At 40.4% G+C, this 21,206-nt stretch carries 19 protein-coding genes and 1 other annotated feature; of the genes, 12 read left to right on the forward strand and 7 right to left on the reverse strand.

Annotated features, from left to right (window positions below):
* Window positions 1-18: 18 nt before the first annotated feature.
* Window positions 19-696, forward strand: coding sequence for a phosphatase PAP2 family protein (locus tag FZC79_RS23575; protein ID WP_252183272.1), 678 nt, complete (start codon window positions 19-21; stop codon window positions 694-696).
* A 220-nt stretch (window positions 697-916) separates the two neighbouring features.
* Here the strand turns inward: FZC79_RS23575 and FZC79_RS07110 are convergent, their stop codons facing one another.
* Complete coding sequence (locus tag FZC79_RS07110) at window positions 917-2,464, reverse strand: hypothetical protein (RefSeq protein ID WP_148946095.1); 1,548 nt, start codon at window positions 2,462-2,464, stop codon at window positions 917-919.
* A 218-nt stretch (window positions 2,465-2,682) separates the two neighbouring features.
* Here FZC79_RS07110 and FZC79_RS07115 point away from each other — a divergent pair, with 218 nt between their 5' ends.
* Window positions 2,683-3,417, forward strand: coding sequence for a YwaF family protein (locus FZC79_RS07115; protein ID WP_148946096.1), 735 nt, complete (start codon window positions 2,683-2,685; stop codon window positions 3,415-3,417).
* A gap of 161 nt (window positions 3,418-3,578) precedes the next feature.
* Here the strand turns inward: FZC79_RS07115 and FZC79_RS07120 are convergent, their stop codons facing one another.
* Window positions 3,579-4,079 (reverse strand): GNAT family N-acetyltransferase, encoded by a 501-nt coding sequence (locus FZC79_RS07120; RefSeq protein WP_148946156.1) that lies wholly within the window; start codon window positions 4,077-4,079, stop codon window positions 3,579-3,581.
* Between the two features lie 148 nt (window positions 4,080-4,227).
* Between FZC79_RS07120 and FZC79_RS23810 the strand changes: the two genes are divergently transcribed.
* The 5 genes from FZC79_RS23810 to FZC79_RS07135 all read left to right on the forward strand — a co-directional run bounded on the left by FZC79_RS23810 (window position 4,228) and on the right by FZC79_RS07135 (window position 8,392).
* Window positions 4,228-4,359, forward strand: a complete 132-nt coding sequence (locus FZC79_RS23810) for a hypothetical protein (RefSeq protein ID WP_286365356.1) — start codon at window positions 4,228-4,230, stop codon at window positions 4,357-4,359.
* Between the two features lie 71 nt (window positions 4,360-4,430).
* Window positions 4,431-5,300 (forward strand): GNAT family N-acetyltransferase, encoded by an 870-nt coding sequence (locus FZC79_RS07125; RefSeq protein ID WP_148946097.1) that lies wholly within the window; start codon window positions 4,431-4,433, stop codon window positions 5,298-5,300.
* A 262-nt stretch (window positions 5,301-5,562) separates the two neighbouring features.
* On the forward strand, window positions 5,563-5,706 hold the full coding sequence (locus tag FZC79_RS23010) for a hypothetical protein (protein WP_187442670.1): 144 nt from the start codon (window positions 5,563-5,565) through the stop codon (window positions 5,704-5,706).
* A 200-nt stretch (window positions 5,707-5,906) separates the two neighbouring features.
* Window positions 5,907-6,176: a binding site (T-box leader), on the forward strand.
* A gap of 63 nt (window positions 6,177-6,239) precedes the next feature.
* Window positions 6,240-7,865: a methionine--tRNA ligase gene (gene metG, locus FZC79_RS07130; protein ID WP_148946098.1), complete on the forward strand. Its 1,626-nt coding sequence runs from the start codon at window positions 6,240-6,242 to the stop codon at window positions 7,863-7,865.
* A 164-nt stretch (window positions 7,866-8,029) separates the two neighbouring features.
* Entirely contained in the window at window positions 8,030-8,392 is a 363-nt protein-coding gene (locus tag FZC79_RS07135) for a metallophosphoesterase family protein (RefSeq protein ID WP_353733600.1), read from the forward strand.
* Window positions 8,393-8,433: 41 nt separating this feature from the next.
* Here the strand turns inward: FZC79_RS07135 and FZC79_RS07140 are convergent, their stop codons facing one another.
* The 3 genes from FZC79_RS07140 to FZC79_RS23580 all read right to left on the reverse strand — a co-directional run bounded on the left by FZC79_RS07140 (window position 8,434) and on the right by FZC79_RS23580 (window position 14,816).
* A complete protein-coding gene (locus tag FZC79_RS07140) occupies window positions 8,434-9,261 on the reverse strand; it encodes a GNAT family N-acetyltransferase (protein WP_148946099.1) in 828 nt (275 codons plus the stop codon).
* 736 nt (window positions 9,262-9,997) lie between these two features.
* The gene (locus FZC79_RS07145) at window positions 9,998-11,062 is read right to left on the reverse strand and encodes a DUF3900 domain-containing protein (protein ID WP_148946100.1); all 1,065 of its coding nucleotides are present in this window, start codon (window positions 11,060-11,062) and stop codon (window positions 9,998-10,000) included.
* Between the two features lie 853 nt (window positions 11,063-11,915).
* Complete coding sequence (locus FZC79_RS23580; protein ID WP_252183273.1) at window positions 11,916-14,816, reverse strand: putative bifunctional diguanylate cyclase/phosphodiesterase; 2,901 nt, start codon at window positions 14,814-14,816, stop codon at window positions 11,916-11,918.
* A gap of 241 nt (window positions 14,817-15,057) precedes the next feature.
* Here FZC79_RS23580 and FZC79_RS07160 point away from each other — a divergent pair, with 241 nt between their 5' ends.
* The 4 genes from FZC79_RS07160 to FZC79_RS07175 all read left to right on the forward strand — a co-directional run bounded on the left by FZC79_RS07160 (window position 15,058) and on the right by FZC79_RS07175 (window position 18,563).
* On the forward strand, window positions 15,058-15,603 hold the full coding sequence (locus FZC79_RS07160; RefSeq protein ID WP_187442671.1) for a DedA family protein: 546 nt from the start codon (window positions 15,058-15,060) through the stop codon (window positions 15,601-15,603).
* A gap of 169 nt (window positions 15,604-15,772) precedes the next feature.
* Window positions 15,773-16,996: an ATP-binding protein gene (locus FZC79_RS07165; protein ID WP_148946103.1), complete on the forward strand. Its 1,224-nt coding sequence runs from the start codon at window positions 15,773-15,775 to the stop codon at window positions 16,994-16,996.
* A gap of 311 nt (window positions 16,997-17,307) precedes the next feature.
* Window positions 17,308-17,616, forward strand: coding sequence for an ArsR/SmtB family transcription factor (locus FZC79_RS07170; RefSeq protein ID WP_148946104.1), 309 nt, complete (start codon window positions 17,308-17,310; stop codon window positions 17,614-17,616).
* A gap of 11 nt (window positions 17,617-17,627) precedes the next feature.
* Window positions 17,628-18,563 carry a cation diffusion facilitator family transporter gene (locus tag FZC79_RS07175; protein WP_148946105.1) on the forward strand — a complete coding sequence of 312 codons (936 nt, stop codon included), beginning with the start codon at window positions 17,628-17,630 and terminating at the stop codon, window positions 18,561-18,563.
* 45 nt (window positions 18,564-18,608) lie between these two features.
* Here the strand turns inward: FZC79_RS07175 and FZC79_RS07180 are convergent, their stop codons facing one another.
* On the reverse strand, window positions 18,609-19,418 hold the full coding sequence (locus FZC79_RS07180; RefSeq protein WP_148946106.1) for an EcsC family protein: 810 nt from the start codon (window positions 19,416-19,418) through the stop codon (window positions 18,609-18,611).
* Window positions 19,419-19,571: 153 nt separating this feature from the next.
* Between FZC79_RS07180 and pssA the strand changes: the two genes are divergently transcribed.
* Entirely contained in the window at window positions 19,572-20,261 is a 690-nt protein-coding gene (gene pssA, locus FZC79_RS07185; protein WP_148946107.1) for a CDP-diacylglycerol--serine O-phosphatidyltransferase, read from the forward strand.
* A 704-nt stretch (window positions 20,262-20,965) separates the two neighbouring features.
* On the opposite strand, the gene FZC79_RS07195 is transcribed toward pssA, so the two are convergent.
* Complete coding sequence (locus FZC79_RS07195) at window positions 20,966-21,163, reverse strand: hypothetical protein (RefSeq protein ID WP_148946108.1); 198 nt, start codon at window positions 21,161-21,163, stop codon at window positions 20,966-20,968.
* Window positions 21,164-21,206: the final 43 nt, after the last annotated feature.

The raw sequence follows: 21,206 nt of genomic DNA on the forward strand, positions 1-21,206 counted from the left end.
AAGGTGAAGGGAGAGTCGATGAAAAAAAGACAAATCCATTGGAAGCAAGCGTTATTTTTTAGCGGTGGGATAGGTTTCATCATTTTGTTGGCATCAGGTTTTATTACAATCGTTGACGAGTGGCAGGAACAGGAAATTGAAGCCTTTGATTCTGCTGTGTACTCAGGGGTGAGCACTTTGAGAGCTCCCTGGGTAACAGAATTCATGAAAGGAATCACCTTTTTTGGAGGAATCGAGTGGATATCCATTCTGACTGCTTTGGCATTCATTTTATTCTTGGTATTTAAAAAGTACTCTTTAGGGTTTTATGTCTTGTTCACGATCGCGCTGGGAGGAGGATTTAATTGGCTTCTTAAAGCGTACTTCAAAAGAGAAAGACCTGATATTGAAGCATTGGTTGAACAAGGCGGGTACAGCTTTCCAAGCGGCCATTCCATGGGGTCATTCGTTTTGTATGGAACCTTGGCTTTTGCGGTATTCCGTCTGTATGATCATACATGGTCGAAAATCCTGGGGGCAGCTGCCCTGATGCTATTAGTGCTCTTAATAGGATTGAGCAGAATTTATTTAGGCGTTCATTACCCGAGTGATATCTTGGGAGGGTTTTCAGCAGGAGGGGTATGGCTCCTATTTTCCATTCTCGTGTATACCTTCATTAAAGGGGGAAGACCGTGGAAGAAAATCAGCAGCCTATAATACATTCAACAAGGCTCTCTTCGTATACTTTGTGGCTATTTGATACTACTTCCAAAAAACCCCTATATAACGAAGGTGAAATCTGGTAACACTGAAAAGGAAAGGTGTTTAGAGATAAAACTCTTAGTATCCGGGAATATACGAATGCAACATTATAGCGATAACAGCCTTCAATAAAGAGAAACACGGACTGCGTAAGTCCGTGTTTCTTGTGATAATTTTAGAACAGGTTAAAAACATACGTACCAATACTAGTAATATAAAGCATAATATATACTCCAATGAAGTAAAAGGCTCCTCCGAAAGTACCCCACTCCGGGTCACGGCCGAACTTCCAGACCACTGTAGAGACTGCTGTGATTATCAGCAGCAGAATCCATCCGCTTCCTGAAAAAGTAAGATACGAAGGTGCAATCTCATAAAAGTATCCATTCATCGCTTTATCAATGAAGGTAAAAGGCATCAGTGCGAAAATGGCTATCGATACATATTCTACCCAATTGATCTCTTCCTTTTCAAAGATATTAGGTTTCGTCATGTAGAGGACTATCAGCAAGAGAAGTGAAGGCAGAATCCAATAGAACGAAACCAGGAAAGTCACCATACTGCTTCCCAGCATCAATACTGTGTTAATTCCTGCTTCCTTCCATGAGCTTGAATTAAGCTCAGTACTGGCAGCCATTACTTCAGGAGATTGAGAAGCACCGTAAAGGGTATAGTTTCCTCCTTTATAATCAAGCCATACAATTGAATCGCCTAATCCTTCTACAGGAAAGTGGGAAATTCCTTCTGTTGTTGTAATGGATGAAGACTGTATAGTTGTTGAACCATCATAAGTTCCCGTATACAGGCTGACCGTATTGCCAGCCCCGACTCCTTGCGCTTCTGCAGTGAAAAGGAGAGTCGGAGTGTCTGTTGATGTCATGAACTGCACATAACGAGGTGTTACAAGTTTTGCTCCGTTTGCTTCATTAATAATTTGAACCAATTCAGGTTTCAGTAAAGTATTTCCCAGTTCGTTTATGGAAGCCTTAGCCATATACATGCTGTAGGAAAGGACACCTTGCGATCTCAATTGTGAATCATAAAGAAAGGTGATTTCGCCGTCTTGTGCAACATAGGATAAGTTGCCGAGTTTGTTGTTCTTGTTATTGGCAACTTTCAGGAAAGGGCTTGCATTTACTGCATCGTCTGCAGTGACATAGAACAGCTCTGCATTTACATCATCAGTCTGCTCTGCAATGACATAATTTCCATCACTGCCAAAGAATACGTTCGCTACTTCATTTGAAAAGTTGTGAAGATTTTTAGATTCCCATGTTTCAAGATCTAATTTGAACACATTTCCTTCTTGCCAGTAGATGACCCTATCTTCTGCCGTGGCCACACCTGTTACTTCTTCTGCTAATACCTTTTCGTTCTCCCCATTCAGCGTAAGGACTCCCTGGCTCAGAGTGACGAATTGTTCACCGTCAGTCCAAAATGAATATCCACGTGGAACAGTAAAGGAGATATCACCTTCATTTTTCACTTCAAGTCCTTCATTCACACTATAATGGTGCACCTGATCTTCTTCACTGTAGAAGATTTCATTTCCTTTATGGAACACGATAGGCTTTTCCTCTGTCTCCAATTCAAAAGGAATAGAACGGCTCCACTTTTCATTTGGAAGTTCAGTCAATGTCTGCAGCTGCTGGAAAAATAGTATGCCTATCAAAACCGATATTGCCATTAACGGCAGTCCAAAAGCTTTTAATTTTTCTTTCATATTTTACCCCCAAATTTTTTTCTATTTCCCTAATTTAGAATTTTACCACAATTTAGGTAGTGGGAATATAATTTTTTGGCGGGTTAATAAAATTAAAATATTCAGAATAAATAGTAAAATATTGAGGGCAGGTAAATTTTTTATTAAGATAGAGTAGTATTTGGGGACGATTGTGTTGATCACCTGTAAAATATAAATTGAAATGGAGGGTTGTAAATTTGTTAATACCAGGTGAAATGACTGATTTTCAGATGTTTTCTGTGACTCATATCGCGGTTCTTTCTTTATTTTTTGGGCTTATGCTCACCTTCGTTCTACTAAAGAAAGACAAGCTTCCTAAAGGAATAGGAATTTGTCTGCTAACCATATTGATCGGCTCGGAAATTTCTTACCAAATATGGGCGGTCACTTATGAGGTTTGGGATGCCAGGTTTTTTCTGCCTCTTCAGCTTTGCTCTTTCAGTACATTTTTTGGCATTTATCTCTTTTGGAAACGAAATAAGACGGTATTTTATTTTTATTACTACATAGGCTTGTTCCCGCCGATTCTGGCATTAATTACACCTGATTTAATTTACGATTTCCCTCATTACCGGTTCTTCAAATTCTTCCTGCATCATATGGCTATTCCATTAATGGCTGTCTATCTTTATAAGACAAAAGAATATACTTTACCTCTTAACTCCATTTGGCAGGGGATGTTGATGCTGAACATTATGATTCTTCCGATATATATTCTTAACGTATTCCTTGGAAGTAATTATTTTTTCCTCAATGGACCACCAGAAGGGAATACAGCTTTATCGCTGTTCGGCAGCGGAATTCAATACTATGTCAACCTGGAAATAGCTGCCTTGATCATCTTTTTCGTCAGCTTTCTTATCTGCAGAGGGGCAGTATTCATCAGCAGGAGCAGGACACCGTTTGAGCAAATGATAAAAAAAGCTGGATGAATCAGGTTAGTGTGTTGACAAGGAAACGTATATAGAATAAAATGATATTGAAAATCATTCTCATTCAAATGACAAGAGTCCCCCTCTTGAGAGAATGCATATTTAATGCTTAAAAGAAGTGAGGAGCAGCCTCATTTCTTTTTTTGTATAAACAATCCATATTAAACCAGTTCCTTGGACATCCATATTTCATCGTAATATTTCTCATTACATTTCATTGCGTTTTTTTCAACCCCGAATTCCACAAATCCTGTTTTTTCATACAGCTTCACTGCTGAAGGATTAGTGGTTACCACCGTTAATTGCAGTAATTCCACTTGAGAACTTTTAGCTGCTTTTTCTGCTTCAGCAAGCAGCGCTCTGCCAATTCCCCTCTTCCTGAAGTGAGGAGAAACATACATTGCCACAATCGAAGCCTTATGTTTCATTTTCTCCAGCGAATTGTATAAAACCGTAACATTTCCTGTCAGATTTCCATCAATAAAAGCACCAAAGGTGATGCTTCCTGGTGAAGATAAATTATTTTCTACCCGTTCAATCGGGTTAGAACGTGAGTTGGATTCCTCATATGTTATGGCAAATGCCTCACCATTTGTTTTAAGGGCTTCTAGGCGCAGGTCCCAATAGTCATTTGCATCTTCAGCGGTTAGCTCCCTAATTATCATCTAAAAACACCTCCTAAATTGTTTAGTATTATAACGGAAAAACTTCTGGGGGGCTAGATGAATTTCCAATTTCTCTATTTAGAACGTTCGAATGAAAGGATAGAATGGTGAGAAAACTACATTTATGAAAGGAGAGATAGCCATTATGACAAAACGAAATATAAAAACTAAATCAGGACTTCAGTCTGCTAAATCACTGACATCTGAAGAATTTTCAAAAGAACTCACTTCAGGTAAAGGAAATCAGAAAGCAGAGAAAACGAAACCCAACACGTAAAAAGGACGAAAAGCAATTGCTTTAAAAACTGATGACTTTTTTCAACATGGCAGAAGGGGAAAGAATCTGGAATGTCGAATGTATCTGCAGAGGTGAAGGAAATGAATTTAGTAGTTTTTACCGATGTAAATCATTTTGATGAAACAGTACGGCCCCTTCTGTTAAGGGAAGAAGCAGAAAATAATTTACCACTGGGGTTACTGGACCAGATTAAAGCAGGCCGGTACAAAGATCCTTTTTTAGCTGTCTTTAAAGAAGATGAAGAAATTCATGCAGTCTTTGTCAGAACCCCTCCTCACTATTTGATCGTAACTGTCTTTAATTATGAAAAGACAGGAATGATAGGGGAGTCTTTGTGGAATTTTACTGAGAAGCATAGTATGAACTTCCCTGGTTTTATAGGCAATAGTAAGGCTGTAGAGCCCTTAGCAGAGTTTTGGAGTGAAAAAACCAATAAGCCTTATGAAACCCATATGAGGCAGAGGATATACAAACTGCAGCAAGTCAATGACATAGACTTCAGCCAAGGTGAGATGGAGCTGGCTGGAGTAGAAGATGTGGAACTTGTGTCAGAATGGCTTCAAGGCTTCATCGAAGATACACCGGAGAGTCCAATTCCTAAAGAGGATGCAAGAAAACGGGCTGCGGAGATGCTAGAAGAAGATTCTGTATTTCTTTGGAAAGTGGATGGAGTTCCAGTTTCCATGGCTAGGCGGGCAAGGAAAACAGATAACGGAGTCACAGTGAATTTCGTATTTACTCCAAGAGACTGCCGCCGAAAGGGATATGGAAGATCCGTAGTTGCAAAACTGAGCGAAAAGCTGCTTGAAACCAACCAATTTTGCACTTTATATACAGATCTTGATAATCCGACATCCAACAAAATTTATATGGAAATTGGTTATGAGCCAGTTTGTGATTCCAAGATGATTAATCTTTAACAGAGAAATGCCCTATCCTTTACAAAGGCTGGGGCATTTTATTTTTCTTATGACGGAGGAGTTAATATGACTGCCTGCTTACCAGAGCAGCCAGCTGTATACATAGAGAATATTCGGATGGAAGGGAATGTAAAAGATATTTTAAGGACTGTAAATGCCTTAATAAGTGATTGTTAAAAACAGGTAAAAGTGCTTTCCTTGGTGGGAAATTCATGTAAGATAAACATGTAGTTCGCAATGCAACATTCCAAAGGAGGCTATTATGATGAAAAAAATGTTACTTATGGTTTTAACAGCATTAACGGTCGTAGGCTTTTCAGCAGGTTGCAGCAACACAGAAGAAGAGAACACAGGAACTAATACTGAAGAAAATACTACTGAAAACACAGAAGAAAACGCTGAATAATGAACACAATGGCTGTCAGTCTTTCAGGCTGGCAGCTTTCCTATTTGTTTCCTTCTAATAGAATCTTCAACCACTGTGTCCGCTGTAAAGGATCTTTTTAACTGCTAAGAAACAGGTTAAACTACAATCAAGATCATAATAAATTTTCAAATTTTACCCTTGCTTTCTCCTGCTATTTCACATAAGATAGTAAACAATAATTATTTGCATTGAAGAGAAGAGTAAATCAATAAGGAACCCTTAACAGAGAGCTTCGGAAGCTGAAAAGAAGCAGGGGAAAAATTGATTGAAGATGGTCTCTGAGCATTCCATTCGAACCAGATGGTGTAGGGTGGAACGGGATTTGGCTTCCGTTATCATTGCCACAGTATAAGAATGTTCTATTTCCGCATTCCGTACTTTATGAGGCTGACGGCGCGAGCCCTCAGTGAACTAAGGTGGTACCGCGAGCAGACCCCCTCGTCCTTAGATGTCTATACATCTATGGACGAGGGGTTTTTTGTTTGTTTATAACACTTTAGGAGGAGATAGGAATGGGTATATTTATTGGAGGAGCCTGGCCTTATGCGAATGGATCCCTGCATATCGGGCACTTGGCGGCATTGCTGCCAGGCGATATATTAGCGAGATATTACCGGCTGAAGGGGGAGCGGGTGCTGTATGTTTCAGGAAGCGATTGTAATGGCACGCCCATTGAAATCAGGGCAAATAAAGATGGATTGCAGGTAAGTGATATTGCTGACAGATATCATCTGGAGTTTCAGAAATGCTTTCAGGATTTCGGCTTCAGCTATGATTTTTATAGCAGAACAGATTCCGAACGGCATCACCAGGAAGTCCGTAATATTTTTTTGAAATTAATAGAGAATGATCTCTTATATGAAAAAACGACAGAAGAAACATACTGTTTGGAATGTGAACGATTTTTACCCGATCGTTTCGTTGAAGGAAATTGTCCGGAATGCGGAGAACAAGCAAGAGGAGATCAGTGTGACGCTTGCGGCCTTATTTTAAATCCTGTCCAATTGAAGGATAAATATTGCAAGCTCTGTCACCAACCGCCCATTTTAAAAGAAACAACTCATTTTTATCTTGCTTTATCGGCACTGCAAGGAAAGTTACAAGAATATGCATGTGAAAATAAGGGAAAATGGAGGGAAAATGCAATCCACTTAACTCAGCGCTACCTAAAGGAAGGGCTTCAAGATCGAGCAGTGACCAGAGATATAGGGAACGGAGTGGCGGTACCGGTCGAGGGATATGGAGATAAGAAAATTTATGTGTGGATTGAAGCTGTTAGCGGTTATCTTACGGCATCCATAGAATGGGCTGACAAAACAGGCAGTGATTGGAGTGAGTTTTGGGATAAGGAAACCGTCTCTTATTATGTTCATGGAAAAGACAACATACCATTTCATACCATCATTTGGCCTGCGGTTCTTCAAGGTATAAAGAATGAGAATCTCCCGGATTGGATAGTTTCAAGTGAGTATGTGACACTTGAAAAAAAGAAAATATCTACGAGTAAAGATTGGGCAGTCTGGCTGCCGGATGTTTTGAAAGAATATAACCCTGATTCTCTTCGTTACTATTTCAGTGTGAATTATCCTGATAAAAGAGATGCTGATTTTTCCTGGAGGGAATTCGTGTTTAAACATAACAGTGAGTTGCTGGGGGGACTTGGAAACTTCATTCAGAGAACGGTTAAATTTTATAGAAAAGAGTTCGGTGATGATGCCGTTTTAGGGAAAGTTGATACACAAGTAATGAATCAAGTTGATGCTGTTTTCAGAGAAACCGGAGAATGGCTGGAAAAAGGCGAGGTCCGGAAAGCGGCAAGACGGGCATTTGAACTCGTTCGCTGGGGGAATAAATATTTTGACAGCGGGCAGCCATGGAAAGTCATAAAAGAAGATCGCGGGCAAGCCAGGCTAATCTTAGAAAGCTGTCTCTATATCAGCATTAACCTGTCCGTTTTGCTTGCTCCATTCCTGCCGTTTACATCTGAAAGGATATATAATCAATTCGAGTTAAATGAACAGCTGCTATGGAAACCGTTCAGACTTTCAGTAAAGATAGGGATTTCAGGCCATGAACCCCTATTTACAGCCATACCTCAAGAAAAAATTGAAATAGAGCGCGCTAAATTGGGTAGATAAACTATGTGATTTGTTTGGAGGGATGTTAATTTGAGAATAGTCGTCGTCAGTGACACCCATATGCCAAATAAAGGAAGGGAGCTTCCTGGACCCTTAAAAATGGAATTGATCAATGCTGATTTAATCATTCATGGGGGGATTGGAACAGCATTGAAGTGTATGAGATGCTGAAAGGCTATGCCAAAGTTGAAGGGGTGTATGGGAATACAGATAACCAAGAGATCAGAAGCTTATTTCCGCGTAAAAAGGTTCTGAAAGCAGGGAAGTTCTTAATTGGTGTCGTCCATGGGGATGGGAAAAACAAGACGACCGAGAAAAGGGTGCTGGATGAATTCGAAGACAAGCCCGATATCATTGTTTTTGGGCATTCTCATATCCCTTATTTAAGGTTTGATCAAGGCACACTGTTATTTAACCCGGGATCTGCTACTGACAAGCGAAAGCAGCCATACTACTCATTTGGAATTTTGGAGATAGAAGATGAGATAAAATCTAAACATGTTTTTTATAGCAATAAGAATGAATAAAATAAAAGGCTGGGTCATCGACTCAGCCTTTTACTTCATCATTATAATCCCTCAAAATTATAGTAGTCCTGTACCTGATACGAGTTAAACCCTGCAGCTTCATACAGCTTTAATGCGTGAGCATTTTTAGCCTCTACTTCCAAGAAGATGTCTCTGCCGGTTTCATTTTCAATTACTACTGTTTTTGCAAGCACGCTTCTCCCGATTCCTTTGCCTTGATGAGAGGGGTGCACAGCAAATCCGAATATATAGCTTCTGCCACTTTCACGCTGGATGTGGATTTTGCCAACTTTTTCTCCTTTATATTCAATCATGAAGCTGCAGCTATCTTCGTCTTGTTTGACTGTTTTCATGAATTCTAAAGAATCTTCACGTGCCACATTGAAACATAAAAAATCCAGTTCTATGATCAGAGGGAGATCCTCCTTTGTAACTTCAATTAATTCTATATCCGATTCGTCACTATTTATCTCTCTCTTTTGCCACTTCATTTGGTATTCTGAAAAGGAATAGCAGGCAGGCTGGGCTTCAATGAATGCTTTTCCTGAGGGAGATGAACCAGGGGCATTTAAGAGAAGCTTGGTAATTTCCCGTTCTTTAAGAGAAGCTAACGCTTTATCAAAAAGACTTTTGAAAATCCCTCTGTTGCGATACTGGGGATGAACCATGCCGCAAAGTTCATAGCTTGAACCAAACCCATATAAACCGAGGAACCCGGTTAATTTTCCATCCTCATAATGAAAGTAATCATCTTGTCCGCTCGTCCGTGAGCGAAGCATGTCTCCATTTAGTTTCAATTTACAGTTATCGTGTTCTTCACATAGATGCTGTAATTCCTCTATTTCATTCAATCTGCTGTTGGCCAGCATAATGTATTCCCCCTTGTTACATAGAATCTAAGTTTAATTATAGTCTCTTTAATATAGAATAGAAGGAAGTTTATAAATATTATTTTGTAATTTGGTTTGTACTGTCAAAGATACTTATTGAAAAAAATAGTGGCGGCAAGTTGGATAGGATAAATAATATTAAAAGGCTCTTTTCTAAAGGCTCTTTTCGTAAACTTTGTTGCTATTTGATACTAATTCGGAGAAATATCAATTTCAAGAAGGAAAAAATACGGTGATATCGAAAAGATAAGAGCTGCTCTTCCTTGATAAGAGATAAAAATCTTAGTATCCGGGGATATTCGAAAGAAGCAATATATGCGAAAACAGCCTTTCTAAAAGATTGTTGCTTTTGAATGCTTTATTATCCTCCCCCTCATTTTTACGATAGAGGATTGGAGCGGAAGGCGCACGACCTCCTGCGGGACTAGCGGGCGTCTAGTTGCAGCGCCCAGCCCCTCGGGGTCAAATAACCTCAAGAGAATAAAAGGATAGAGCGCCTTTTTTCTCTTGAGAACATTTGCCTGTCGGGTCTGGATCGGGGCGCTTTCACTTTATATACAGGCGAAGCCGAGGAGGCTCACCGCCCGCCCCGCAGAGTCGTGCGCCTGGAGCGGAAATCCTTTACTTTTAAAATAGCCGCAATCTATGAGAAAACAGCTTATTAAAAAGGCCAGCCTGAGATCCTGGGCTGACCTTTTAAGTATATGAATTTAGACTATTCGCCTTTTCGTTGAATCCGTTCTATAACATCCTGCAGATCATCAGGCTTTAAAAATTCAATAGGGGAGGCGCCTTTTTCAAATTGAACAGAGTCTCCCTCGATTAAGAGCATATACCGGCCGTTCACTTTAGCTATATGAATGGTATCTCCGAAATCAGACAGCATGGCTTTTACATCGATATGATCCAATTTCATCTTCAATTCAACTTCAGGGGATTGTTCTATTATTTGCGAAGTGGCCTCTACAACCTGCTCGGTGGTGAATCTCTCTTGCAGCTCCCGTTTCGGACTGACGGACCAGGCCTCCACAGCGGATTCAAATTCCACTCTTTCTTCACTTTCAGGCTCATAAGATTCTTCAATGTGTTCCTGAACCATACCCATTACCTGCGTCCTTACGATTTCCGGCATGGATTTTTCGAATTCCACGAATTTAAGAAAGTCTTCAAAATACCTGGCGTGAGAAGCCTGGTGGATTTTTAGTTCTGCTTCATCCATCATTCCTTCTTCAGGCATGAATGGATACTGGATGGATTTCATGTTTTTAGTAGTGATGGCCATTTCGACATTATGAATCAAGGTGGTTTCATCAGTGATTCTCGCTACCTTTGGCTCAAAATCACACTTCATTAGAAACAGAAAAGGATCATCAAAGTATTTCCGCAGCTTTGCGAGAGCCACAATGAAAACGCCGCCCCTGACTGCACTTGCTTCTACGTAAGCATTGACGAATTGGAGAGAGGCTTCCTTAAAGGCATCAATTGATTCAGGGTTTCTGGCACGGTCAAATAAATTATAGTTTGGATTTGAGTCCAATGCATGACCCGGCTCCACGATAAATCTGCCTATCTTAGTTGGTGCACCTTCGGACTTGCTGTGCCGGTCCACTTTTCGCTTGGCAATTTTGGTCAATTCCCCATCCAGGAAATCTTTTAATGGGTTATTCTCATATCCTTGTTCGTCAAGTGTTTGAAAATGCTTATATCTCTTATCGGCATTTTCTCCTTTTCCTTCCACTTCAACCACGTAAAAGGACAAGTATTTGATTTCAAAGTCCATTGTTTTCATCCTGTTCATGTAGATTTGCTTTACTCAGTATAGAGAAAGGACTTCGTTTCGTCAACGAGCCGTTGTTCACGCTGACTAGTGAGGAGGGGGGCTTGAAAAGTCCGCATAATAATATTTCTTTTTGAAAGGCTGTTTTCGCAAAAATTGTGGCTGTGTTAAAAGTAATGAATTTCCACTCCAGGCGCACGACTCCGCGGGGCGGGCGCCCGGCCTCCTCAGCTTCGCCTGCGGGGTCTCACCTGTCCCGCTAGTCCCGCAGGAGTTCGCACGCCTTCCGCTACAATCCTTCTGCGTAAAGGGGGAGGGGAATAGGATAAAATAGTATTCAAAGCCACAACCTTTTAGAAAAGAGCTTTTTTGAAAAGTCCCCAGATTGAATTCGCCCTGCTCTAACACAATGAGAGAAATGTTCGTGCATACTCAATAGGGAATTAAATGGGGGAATTAGCTGCTTTTGGATGCTATTTTAATTTCTCCACTTTTATATGGGGATTGGAACGGAGATCCATTGCTTTTCAAAAGCCGCAATTCTTTATGAAAGGCTCTTTTCTAAGAAAAATGTTGCTTTTGATTAATAACTTGTCTTTCTCCCTTTAATGTAGGGCAAGGCGCTGCCGCTTTAGAAGACAGGTGAGACCAGAATGCAGCCTTTAGCCCCTCGGGGTCAAATAACCTCAAGGGAACCAAAGGAAAGACCGCCTTTTTTCTCTTGAGGTTATTGACCTGTCGGGGCTGACCAAAGCGCTTCCTCTTTTCATTAGACTTTACAAAAGAGCCTTGTTATAGCAGCAAAGGTTAAAGAAAAGAGCAAGATAAAATAGTGCAAATGAATTATCCTGCTGAATCATCCAACGGTGCTGTTTCGGTCATATTGCAGCAGGAGAGTAAGAAGTTCTTTATTGGGAAGCGGCTTGCTGAATACATATCCTTGAAGTGTGTCACATCCAATCACTTCGAGTATCTGCTGCTGTGCCAAGGTTTCTACACCTTCCGCAACAACTTCCATTCCTAAACTATGAGCCATTTGAATCAGGGCTTTCACAATGGCGGTATCATTTGGGTTCGTTTCAAGATCATTGATAAAGCTCCGGTCGATTTTCAAGATATCGACTGGAAGGTTTTTTAAATGATGCAGGGAGGAGAAACCTGTCCCAAAGTCATCAAGTGCTAAATCGATGTTCATTTCCTTTAACAGCAGCAGCCGGCTGATGGTTTTTTCCGGCTGTGACATTGCAGCACTTTCAGTGATTTCTAATTTTAAATTAGAGGGATTTAATTTATTCTTTTGCAGATGATTGTTAATCGTCCTGATAAGGTTTTCATGTAGAAATTGCTTCATGGAAACATTCACGCTTATATTCAGTTTTCCGGCTCCTGCCCTCTTCCAGAGTTTTGCATCCCTGCACGCTTTTTCGATGACCCACTCACCAATTTCTATGATCAAGCCCGACTCCTCCGCTATGGGAATGAATTCAGAGGGAGAGACTATCCCTAACTCAGGATGAAACCAGCGAAGCAGTGCTTCAACACCTGTAATTCTAGAGGACTTCAGGTCAATTTGGGGTTGATAATATAGTTCGAGCTGGTGTCTCTCAATCGCCCGCCTTAGTTCATTTTCCATCCTCACCTTTGAAACGGCCAGCTGTCTGATATTCGAATTATAAAATTGGTAGTTGTTTTTTCCTTTTTCCTTTGCTGCATACATTGCCATGTCTGCATTCTTGACCAGGTTATGAATCTCTTCACCATCATCTGGATAAAGGCTTATTCCCAGGGAAGCCGTAATATGATAGGTTTCCCCAAACAAATTATAGCTTTTAGAAAGGGCCTTGACGATCTTACTGGCTTTTAGAGCTGCTTCTTCCTCAGATGCTAAAAAAGGAATAAAAATAATGAATTCGTCTCCGCCTTGTCTCGCAATGATATCTTCCTTGTCACATTCTTTTTTTAATCTCTCAGCAACCTCTTTAAGAACTCGATCTCCTGTATGATGACCTAGTGTGTCATTAATAATCTTGAAACGATCTAAATCGATGAAGAACACAGCCATTTTCCTGTCCTCAGCTTCTTCGGTAAACTGAGTGAACTTTTCCAAGATATAGTTCCGGTTATACACATTCGTCAGCAGATCAAAGTGAGCCAGATAAGTGAGGTTTTCCTGAGCCGATAAAATGTCATTAAACATATTTCTGATCTTATTTTCGGTCGTTTTGAAGTTATCGACTATTTCCGATATTTCTCGAATGAGCACTTTTGGCCAGACAATCTTCTCATCTCTTGCGATTTTCTCTGGAAGGTTATTGGTCAAGCGGGCAACCTTTCTAAGCGAGATTTGCAGCGAATAACTGATGAAAATGGAAAAAGCAAGGGCTATGCCCGCGAATAAGTAAGCAAAGAGCATAAGGTTGATTAACTTTCCATATAACTGATCTTTGTATGTCGATATAGGCATGGAAATATGGATGCTCCAAGGAATACTTTTACTGAAAGTAGAGGTTGAACTGTAGGAATGCTCAGACCACTCATTCAAAGAAGAGATCTTGTCTTCTAATTTATCAGCATCGGGACGCTCAAAATCTATTTCTTTCTTATTCCTTTTGAACACATCGTTTGGGTTTAAATTGCTTTGCGTGGAAAAGACAACGCTTTTTCTTTCATCCAAAATAGTAATGCTCAAATCACGTGTATTTAGTTCACTTGCTAAAACAGAAAAGTCAGAAGCCGGGATGATGCCTGCCAGCACTCCCCATTGAGTATTGGACTGATTGAGGATTACAGGCTGGTTCAACGCCACAAAAGGCTCGGTGACAGACCCTGAAGGAGGATTTATGGATGAAAACACAGCGTCATGTTCTATTCTGTCTACTAAGTCGTTATGGCTGTAAAAATTATTATAGTCTTTAGTTGAACTGTAATGATGGATTTCTTTTTTCCCCTGATATAGAGAGACACTCACAAATCCAGGCGCTGATTCCGCGGCTTTTCTTAATTCTGCAGAAAGATACTCCTCTGGCATGGGATTGTTCATATAAATCTTTTCTTCAAGGTTGTAGGAAATTTTTTCAAGTGGTTTTGTATACATGTTATATAAATTATAGAATCCCAGGGTTAATTCATCATTTGCCCGACTAATTTTGGACTGAATGTCCGACCTCACTTCATCCACTTCAGTCCTGCCCAGAAAGACCAGCGAAATGACAACTGGAACCAGAAAGGAAAGCATCAAAAGAGTAAACAATAATTCTTGGTAAGATACTTTCCTCACCGAAGGAGAACCTCTTAAAGAATCAATCAGGATGATTATGAGATTAGCCATAAGAACGTTCAACACCATATTAATGCCTTGTTTCATTATTATAAGGATTGTTTCCAGCCAATCCATCCCCAGTAAAAAACGGCTTGAAAAAGCAGAGAGGGGAAAGGATATTAATAATATGAACAGACCGTCCAGAAGAATTAAGCTTTTTTTATATTTATGATAAAAAAACCCAACAAACCAAGCTTCCAATAATAAACATATCAGTCCGTATGGATTTCCCCATAAAAAGAGGGTGTACCCTCCGCATATAAATGCAGAAAGAAGACCCGCAGCCGTACCAAAATAACGCATGGTTAAAAAAATGAATATTGACCCAAAGACTAAATCAATTCCCCGGAATAACTCTATATTCAAAATCATTCCTATAAAAGAAAGAGTAAACAGCAAAATAACATATATGTTGGCAGAAAGCTTTTTATGTAACAATATGATACCACCTAGAAGTATAAGGAATGTGTGTTTCGGCAAAAATCGACAATCTCATTATAGCTTGTAAACCTGGCTGTGTTTGTTAAGATTTCATAAATCTTACAAAGGGGGAATAGCTGTTTCTTTCAAGATCGGAAAGGGTATAGAAGTAATGCCTGTACAGAAAGAATAATTAGAGGATGTGTGAAAAATCGAACCGATAATGAATTTCCTTGTTGGCCTGGGAATATGGGGCCTATTGCTGGGAGTCTTAATAGAAGCTGTTTCATTGCCTTTTCCGGCAGCATTGTTCATCTTGATTTATGGATATATTCTGCAGCCAAGCCCCTTGGAAATCCTTCTATACAGTTTGGCTGTCAGCGTGTTTTATGTCATGGTCAGCTATATACCTTATTGGCTAAGTATTAAATATGAAGATGATATCCGCCGGAAGTTATCCAAAAGGAAGCAGGAAAAATTCGACCGATGGACTGATAAATACGGAGATTGGACCATTACATTGGGAAGGATCCTGGGAATGGGGTACATTGCTTATCTTGGCGGCTTCTGCAGTATCAAGCCTGCCAGATATGGACTGCTGACGTTTTTAGGCATCCTGCCCATTTCAATTGCCATGTTTTATCTGGGAAGCATAGGAAATCTTGACGCCTTGAAGGAGGGCTTCAATAATGTACAGTGGATTATAAACGGCTTGCTTCTGACAGTAACAGTAAGTTACATCCTGATGAAACTTCTTAAGAGAAAACCTGTATTGGCTAAAGTCAAACAAAAGGACAATGCCTAAAAGAACCTCAATTTATTGGGGTTCTTTAGTTAGTTAAAGTATAAAAAGGACTGTCCATTTTATGCTTTAACCTACTAAACAGATCAACAGGCTATTGTTTACATATTAAGAGAAAGATATAATAGAATTATGTAATTATTTGGCACAAATGCTATCAAAGGACGATGTTATGAAGAATAATCTGGATAAATTGAAGGAAAAAGCAGATGAACTGGAAAAAGAAGTTGAGCTTTACCGTGAGATGATAAAAAAGCTTCCCTTCAGTTTTACTTACAATGATCCTGCTTCGGGGAAAAAAATCATCAAGAATCAGGAGTCCTTCTCTTTAATTGAGGGAATTGCAGAAACAGAATCATCGGGAATTACTTCTACTCTCGATATACCATTTGACCAAATGGAATATTTTTTAACGCCGATTCTGGACTTGGTGCATCACCACATCGTTTTCATCGATGCGAAAGGGCTGGTGACGCTTTGCAATTTGCAGGCAGCCGCCGATCTTGGAGTGAAACGGGATGAAGTAGTCGGAAGGCACATTCGCGAACTTTTGGGCCTCCCTGACTCTAAGATAAATCTTCTGGAAACTCTACGGACGGAAAAGCCAATAGTCAACAGGGAAGTATTAGATAAAAATTACGGAATCAATAATACTCAAATTATTAGGGACCCGAATGGCGAACTGCTCCGGGTGGTGGGGACTTTTCAGTTTTTGAATGGAGTGAAAGAAGCTGAAAAAAGAGGCCTTGCCGGGAGGATCGCTGCGGGAATAGCCCATGAAATCAGGAACCCTTTAACTACAGTAAGAGGCTATCTTCAGCTGATGCATACCCAGTCAGATGAAAAGACCGGGTCCTTGATTAAAGGTCTGCTTATTCCGGAGATAGACAGGGCAAACAAAATCATCACAGATTTCCTGAGAATCGCAAAACCGCTGGAGACCCCGTCTGAAAAGTTGGAAATAGAAGCTTTCATGGTTGAATACATCAGCAAATTCCTCAACAGCGAAGCGCTGTTATATAATATCTCCTTTGATTGTACCGTAGCGGAAGAAGCGAAAGGGTGCCTTATCAATGGAAATAAAGAAGAATTTCTTCAGGTATTCATCAATTTGTTCAGCAATTCGTTCCAGGCACGCACTGGCTCGCTGAAGATCGTAATAGACGTAATAAAAAAGGGGTCTGACCTTGAAATACATTTTAAGGATAATGGTTCAGGGATTAAGCCTTCCATGATCTCTCATGTATTTGATCCCTTCTTCACAACGAAAGATGATGGAACTGGCCTTGGACTTTCCGTCAGTAAAAAAATCATTGAAAATCATGGCGGAAATATGAGTGTATCCAGCGAGAGCTCTGGTACCATTTTTACCATTATACTGCCCATTTTGAATTAAAGTCATTATTTCCCATGAAAAGAAAACTTGTAAAAAATTGATGATCATGCTATATTAAGTGAGCGATGAGCTAATTGTGTAAGCCGATAGACAAGCTTTCTAAGCAACGTGCGATGTGGCGCACGGTCTCTCGCCTCAATACGCATCAAAGGCGCCTGTTTTCGAACAGGCGCCTTTTTCTATTTTCTTAAGTAATGTACATTTAAGGCTAGTAATGGATTACATATACATGAAAGAATGTTATGATTGTTTTATCAACATATGAACATTTGTTCATATAATAAAATAGAGCTGAAAGAGGTAGTCGATCTATGGAGAAGGGAAAACATGAATTTTTACAAGAAGCAACTGTTGATAAGGTTTCCAGGACATTCAAAGCCCTTTCTGATCCCACCAGAGTACGAATTCTCTATCTTCTCACACAGGAAGAATGTTCGGTCGGGCACATAGCTGAAGTTCTCGGTTTGTCACAATCGGCGGTTTCTCATCAACTGTCTTTTTTGAAGAACCAAAGGCTTGTCAAAGCAAGAAGGGATGGACAATCGTTTTATTACAGTTATGATGATGACCATGTCATCGAAATACTGAAACAGGTTATCAATCATTCACTTCATGACTAGGAGGAATTAACGTGCATCATCACCACGGACACGCGCATGGACATGATCATGGGCACCATCACGGACATGATCACACGAGAGAAGGAAACAAAAAAGGGCTTCTGATTGCGTTGATTATTACTACCGGCATCATGGTTCTCGAGTTCTTCGGGGGATTGATCACCAATAGTCTTGCTTTGCTCTCCGATTCAGGACATATGCTGAGTGACGCAAGTTCATTGGCATTAAGTTTGGCAGCCATGTGGCTGGCTGGAAGGGCAGCTTCTTCTGCCAAGACGTTTGGATACTATCGATTTGAGATTCTGGCTGCTTTACTCAATGGTGTTACATTATTTTTGATAGCAGGATTTATTGTTTATGAAGCCTATGAACGCCTTCTTGATCCTCCAGCGGTATCAAGCGGCACCATGATGGTGATAGCTTTTATCGGTCTGCTGGCCAATCTGTTAAGCGCTTGGGCGCTGATCAAGCAAGGGGACGTTAAAGATAACGTCAATCTTCGCAGTGCGTACCTGCATGTACTTGGAGATGCTTTAGGTTCAGTAGGGGCCATTATAGCAGGTGCCATCATGCTTTGGTTTGACTGGTATTGGGCAGATCCTCTCATCAGCGTCCTGGTTGCCTTGCTGATCTTGAAAAGTGCATGGGGGATCATCACCCATACAGTGCATATTTTGATGGAAGGAGTCCCAGCAGGAATAGACGTGCAGAAGGTGAGAAGGACCTTGGAGAGTATTGAGGGCATTTGTAACGTTCATGATCTCCATATTTGGACAATAACTTCAGGAATGAATTCACTGAGCTGTCATATATTAATTGAAGATGAGGAAGACGACCAGGAAATTTTACAGAAAGCTATTAATCTCATTGAGGAAGAATTCCATATTAACCATACAACCATCCAAATCGAACGCTCAGAACTGACACATGGAGCTGTCCATACTTGATTATAATTAATCCCCACCCTTGCCAAGCAGGGAGGGGATTGTTTTTTATACTGAATCTTCTCGGGAGTGAAGTCTGTCTAAGATTCTTCTTTTTCGATAAAGGACTGTACCAGCCTCTGCAATATCACTGATCATGGCCCTGTTAGTGAAAGCACCAAAAATTATCCCGGCTACCGGCACCATTTGAAACAGCTTCTTCCAGCCAAATTGATCCCGGTAAGTATACACTACTTCACGCCACCCCTGAATTTGAGCCATGACCTCATTGGTTGATACTTCTCCTTCGTAATAGGCAGATAGATTGCCGAGAACAGCTTTCTTACCGACAATATCAGCAGAAGCAAACTGAAGACACTTAATCATGAAGACTCTTTCTTTTTTATCATTGGGGTCATATCCGTGAATCACTGCAATTTCTTGGAGGGTCTTCAATGAAATGCCGAGCAATGCAGGTATATCAATTGTCAAAGTAAAGAGTCCGCCGATTCCTGTCGTTGCTCCTTGTATTGCTGCGGTCTTCTTTCTTGATTCGGCAAGGGTCTTGCTGAGCTGGTCCATTTCAGCAAGGTTGAGAGTGGAAATGTCTTCTAAATTCGAGATTGTCCTGCCTGTCTTCTTTTCGATATAGGAGTACATCGATTTTTGGGAGGTGAGATATTTTCCTCCATTTTGTATATAGCCGCCCATTTCGTCCAGCAAAGAACCGATTTTTTTATGAACAAACTGGGGGGTGATTTTATCAAGTATCTTAAAGGGAAGTCTGGTCCACCTTTCCCAGAACCAGGCTTTCTTCTGGTCCTCAATCCAAAGGTTTGTTTCTTGAAGTGCTGCAAGTAATTCTGGCTTTGTTTCCATCTTGTCCTCCTTAAGGTAAAACGTTTTAATGATATTACTATCATAAATTACACCCATTGAAAAACCAAATTAAAAGAAAAGGGTGAGTGAGTGATTTTTAATGGTATAATAATAGAAATCAGAAAGAAATTTACGGAGAGTGAAGAATCTAAAATGCGACTTAAGAAAAGCATTCCTAACATGTTTACTTTGGGTAATTTATATTGCGGATTTTTGTCCATTGGCTTTGCAGCTAACGGGCAGTTCAAAAATGCTGCGATTCTGATATTGATCGGTATGATGCTGGATAGCATGGATGGCCGTCTGGCAAGAATGCTGAAAGCAGATTCTGTCCTTGGAAAAGAACTTGATTCTTTGGCGGATATTGTGACTTTCGGTGTTGCGCCGTCCTTTTTAGTGTACTATACATATTTTTTTCAATTCGGCATGGTTGGATTTGCCGTTGCAGGATTGTTTCCCTTGTTTGGGGCATACAGGCTGGCCAGGTTCAATATCAGTTCAGATAAAACAGGCCTGAGTTACTTCATAGGTGTCCCAATTACTGCAGCAGGAGGAATCCTGGCGTTACTGACTCTTTTCGGGAACTTCATTCCCAACATAGTAACAACTGTGGTATTCACAGCCCTTTGCTTTTTAATGGTCAGCAGGGTACGGATTCCTAGTTTAAAGGACATTCCGCTGCCTAAATACGGCACGATCATCACGATCTTCATAGCAGGTCTTTTGTTTATCATTTACAGAGGGACATATGAGCAGTTCCCTTATTTGATATATGTGGCTGTTCCTTTATACATTGCCTATTTGTCCTATCGCTTTGTGAAGGGAAAAAGCAGAAGAGAATAATAGTAAATAGTTTGAAGGGCGAAATCACTTTGATTTCGTCCTTTTTTTGATGGTCTTGAAAACGCATGGCTATGCCGGGGGTTCCAGAGAGCTTATAGCGTGGTATAGAACACCCTCTTTCTGTAGAAAAAGCCGGTTCTTTATCACTACATGTCATTCCAGCAGGAGAGGAGGTATCCTTGCTGATTGGCATTAGGAAAGGCTAAAATAAGCGGAGTTTTTCCGGTTAAGCTTAAGAGTTGAATGTGATTTAGGGTATATAAGCGGAATTTTTCCGCTTAAACACAGCGAAACGAACTACTTTCGCAACTTTTATACAAATAAGCGGAATTTCTTCGCTTATTAAAGCTATTTTTTCACGTTATGACCTAAATAAGCGGAATTTCTCCGCTTATTTCTCCACGTTTTTTCAGCCGGAATAAATAGCCAGAGAAAATAATTCATTGGGCCTTTAAGGCAGAGGCTGGTAAGGAAGGCTTCCAGCCTCAGAGCAAACCACCAGTTCAAACTGGTGGTTTTGATTGGCTTTAGAAATAATAAAATCAACCATGTTGGAAACTAACAGCTGTGTTATCTGCGTCCAGCTGCAGCGCCTAGCCCCTCGGGGTCAAATAACCCAAAGAGAATAAAAGGAAGAGCGCCTTTTTTCTCTTTGGAACATTTGCCTGTCGGGGCTGGACAAGGGGCTTCCGCTTTTGTTTCGATCAATTTTCCAAGATTGAAACGGCTTCTAATAAAGCGTTATATGTGTCCTGTCCGTACATTTGGAAATTGCCTTTAAAAAACTTGTGGAATGTAATATCCTTTGCCTGCTGCAAAGTACACCCTTTGGAGTTCATCACCAATGTAAGATACGAGATGAAATATTCCTTGGTAAGTTTACCTGAATGATTGACTGTCATTTGGATCCCTCTTTCCATGGATTTTTGATAGTTGCAGCTGAAG

Origin of the sequence: Rossellomorea vietnamensis (genome assembly GCF_008180615.1) — a bacterium.
Classification (GTDB): Bacteria; Bacillota; Bacilli; order Bacillales; family Bacillaceae_B; genus Rossellomorea; species Rossellomorea vietnamensis_D.

Excerpts from the sequence above, each read along its gene's own strand:
- FZC79_RS07135 (WP_353733600.1), top strand. The coding sequence starts at position 8,030 with ATGCTGAAAGGCTATGCCAAAGTTGAAGGGGTGTATGGGAATACAGAT.
- pssA (WP_148946107.1), top strand. The coding sequence starts at position 19,572 with ATGCGACTTAAGAAAAGCATTCCTAACATGTTTACTTTGGGTAATTTA.
- metG (WP_148946098.1), top strand. The coding sequence starts at position 6,240 with ATGGGTATATTTATTGGAGGAGCCTGGCCTTATGCGAATGGATCCCTG.
- FZC79_RS07110 (WP_148946095.1), bottom strand. The coding sequence starts at position 2,464 with ATGAAAGAAAAATTAAAAGCTTTTGGACTGCCGTTAATGGCAATATCG.
- FZC79_RS07170 (WP_148946104.1), top strand. The coding sequence starts at position 17,308 with ATGGAGAAGGGAAAACATGAATTTTTACAAGAAGCAACTGTTGATAAG.
- FZC79_RS07125 (WP_148946097.1), top strand. The coding sequence starts at position 4,431 with ATGTCGAATGTATCTGCAGAGGTGAAGGAAATGAATTTAGTAGTTTTT.
- FZC79_RS07195 (WP_148946108.1), bottom strand. The coding sequence starts at position 21,163 with ATGACAGTCAATCATTCAGGTAAACTTACCAAGGAATATTTCATCTCG.
- FZC79_RS07180 (WP_148946106.1), bottom strand. The coding sequence starts at position 19,418 with ATGGAAACAAAGCCAGAATTACTTGCAGCACTTCAAGAAACAAACCTT.
- FZC79_RS23010 (WP_187442670.1), top strand. The coding sequence starts at position 5,563 with ATGATGAAAAAAATGTTACTTATGGTTTTAACAGCATTAACGGTCGTA.
- FZC79_RS07140 (WP_148946099.1), bottom strand. The coding sequence starts at position 9,261 with ATGCTGGCCAACAGCAGATTGAATGAAATAGAGGAATTACAGCATCTA.
- FZC79_RS07145 (WP_148946100.1), bottom strand. The coding sequence starts at position 11,062 with ATGGACTTTGAAATCAAATACTTGTCCTTTTACGTGGTTGAAGTGGAA.
- FZC79_RS07165 (WP_148946103.1), top strand. The coding sequence starts at position 15,773 with ATGAAGAATAATCTGGATAAATTGAAGGAAAAAGCAGATGAACTGGAA.
- FZC79_RS23575 (WP_252183272.1), top strand. The coding sequence starts at position 19 with ATGAAAAAAAGACAAATCCATTGGAAGCAAGCGTTATTTTTTAGCGGT.
- FZC79_RS23810 (WP_286365356.1), top strand. The coding sequence starts at position 4,228 with ATGACAAAACGAAATATAAAAACTAAATCAGGACTTCAGTCTGCTAAA.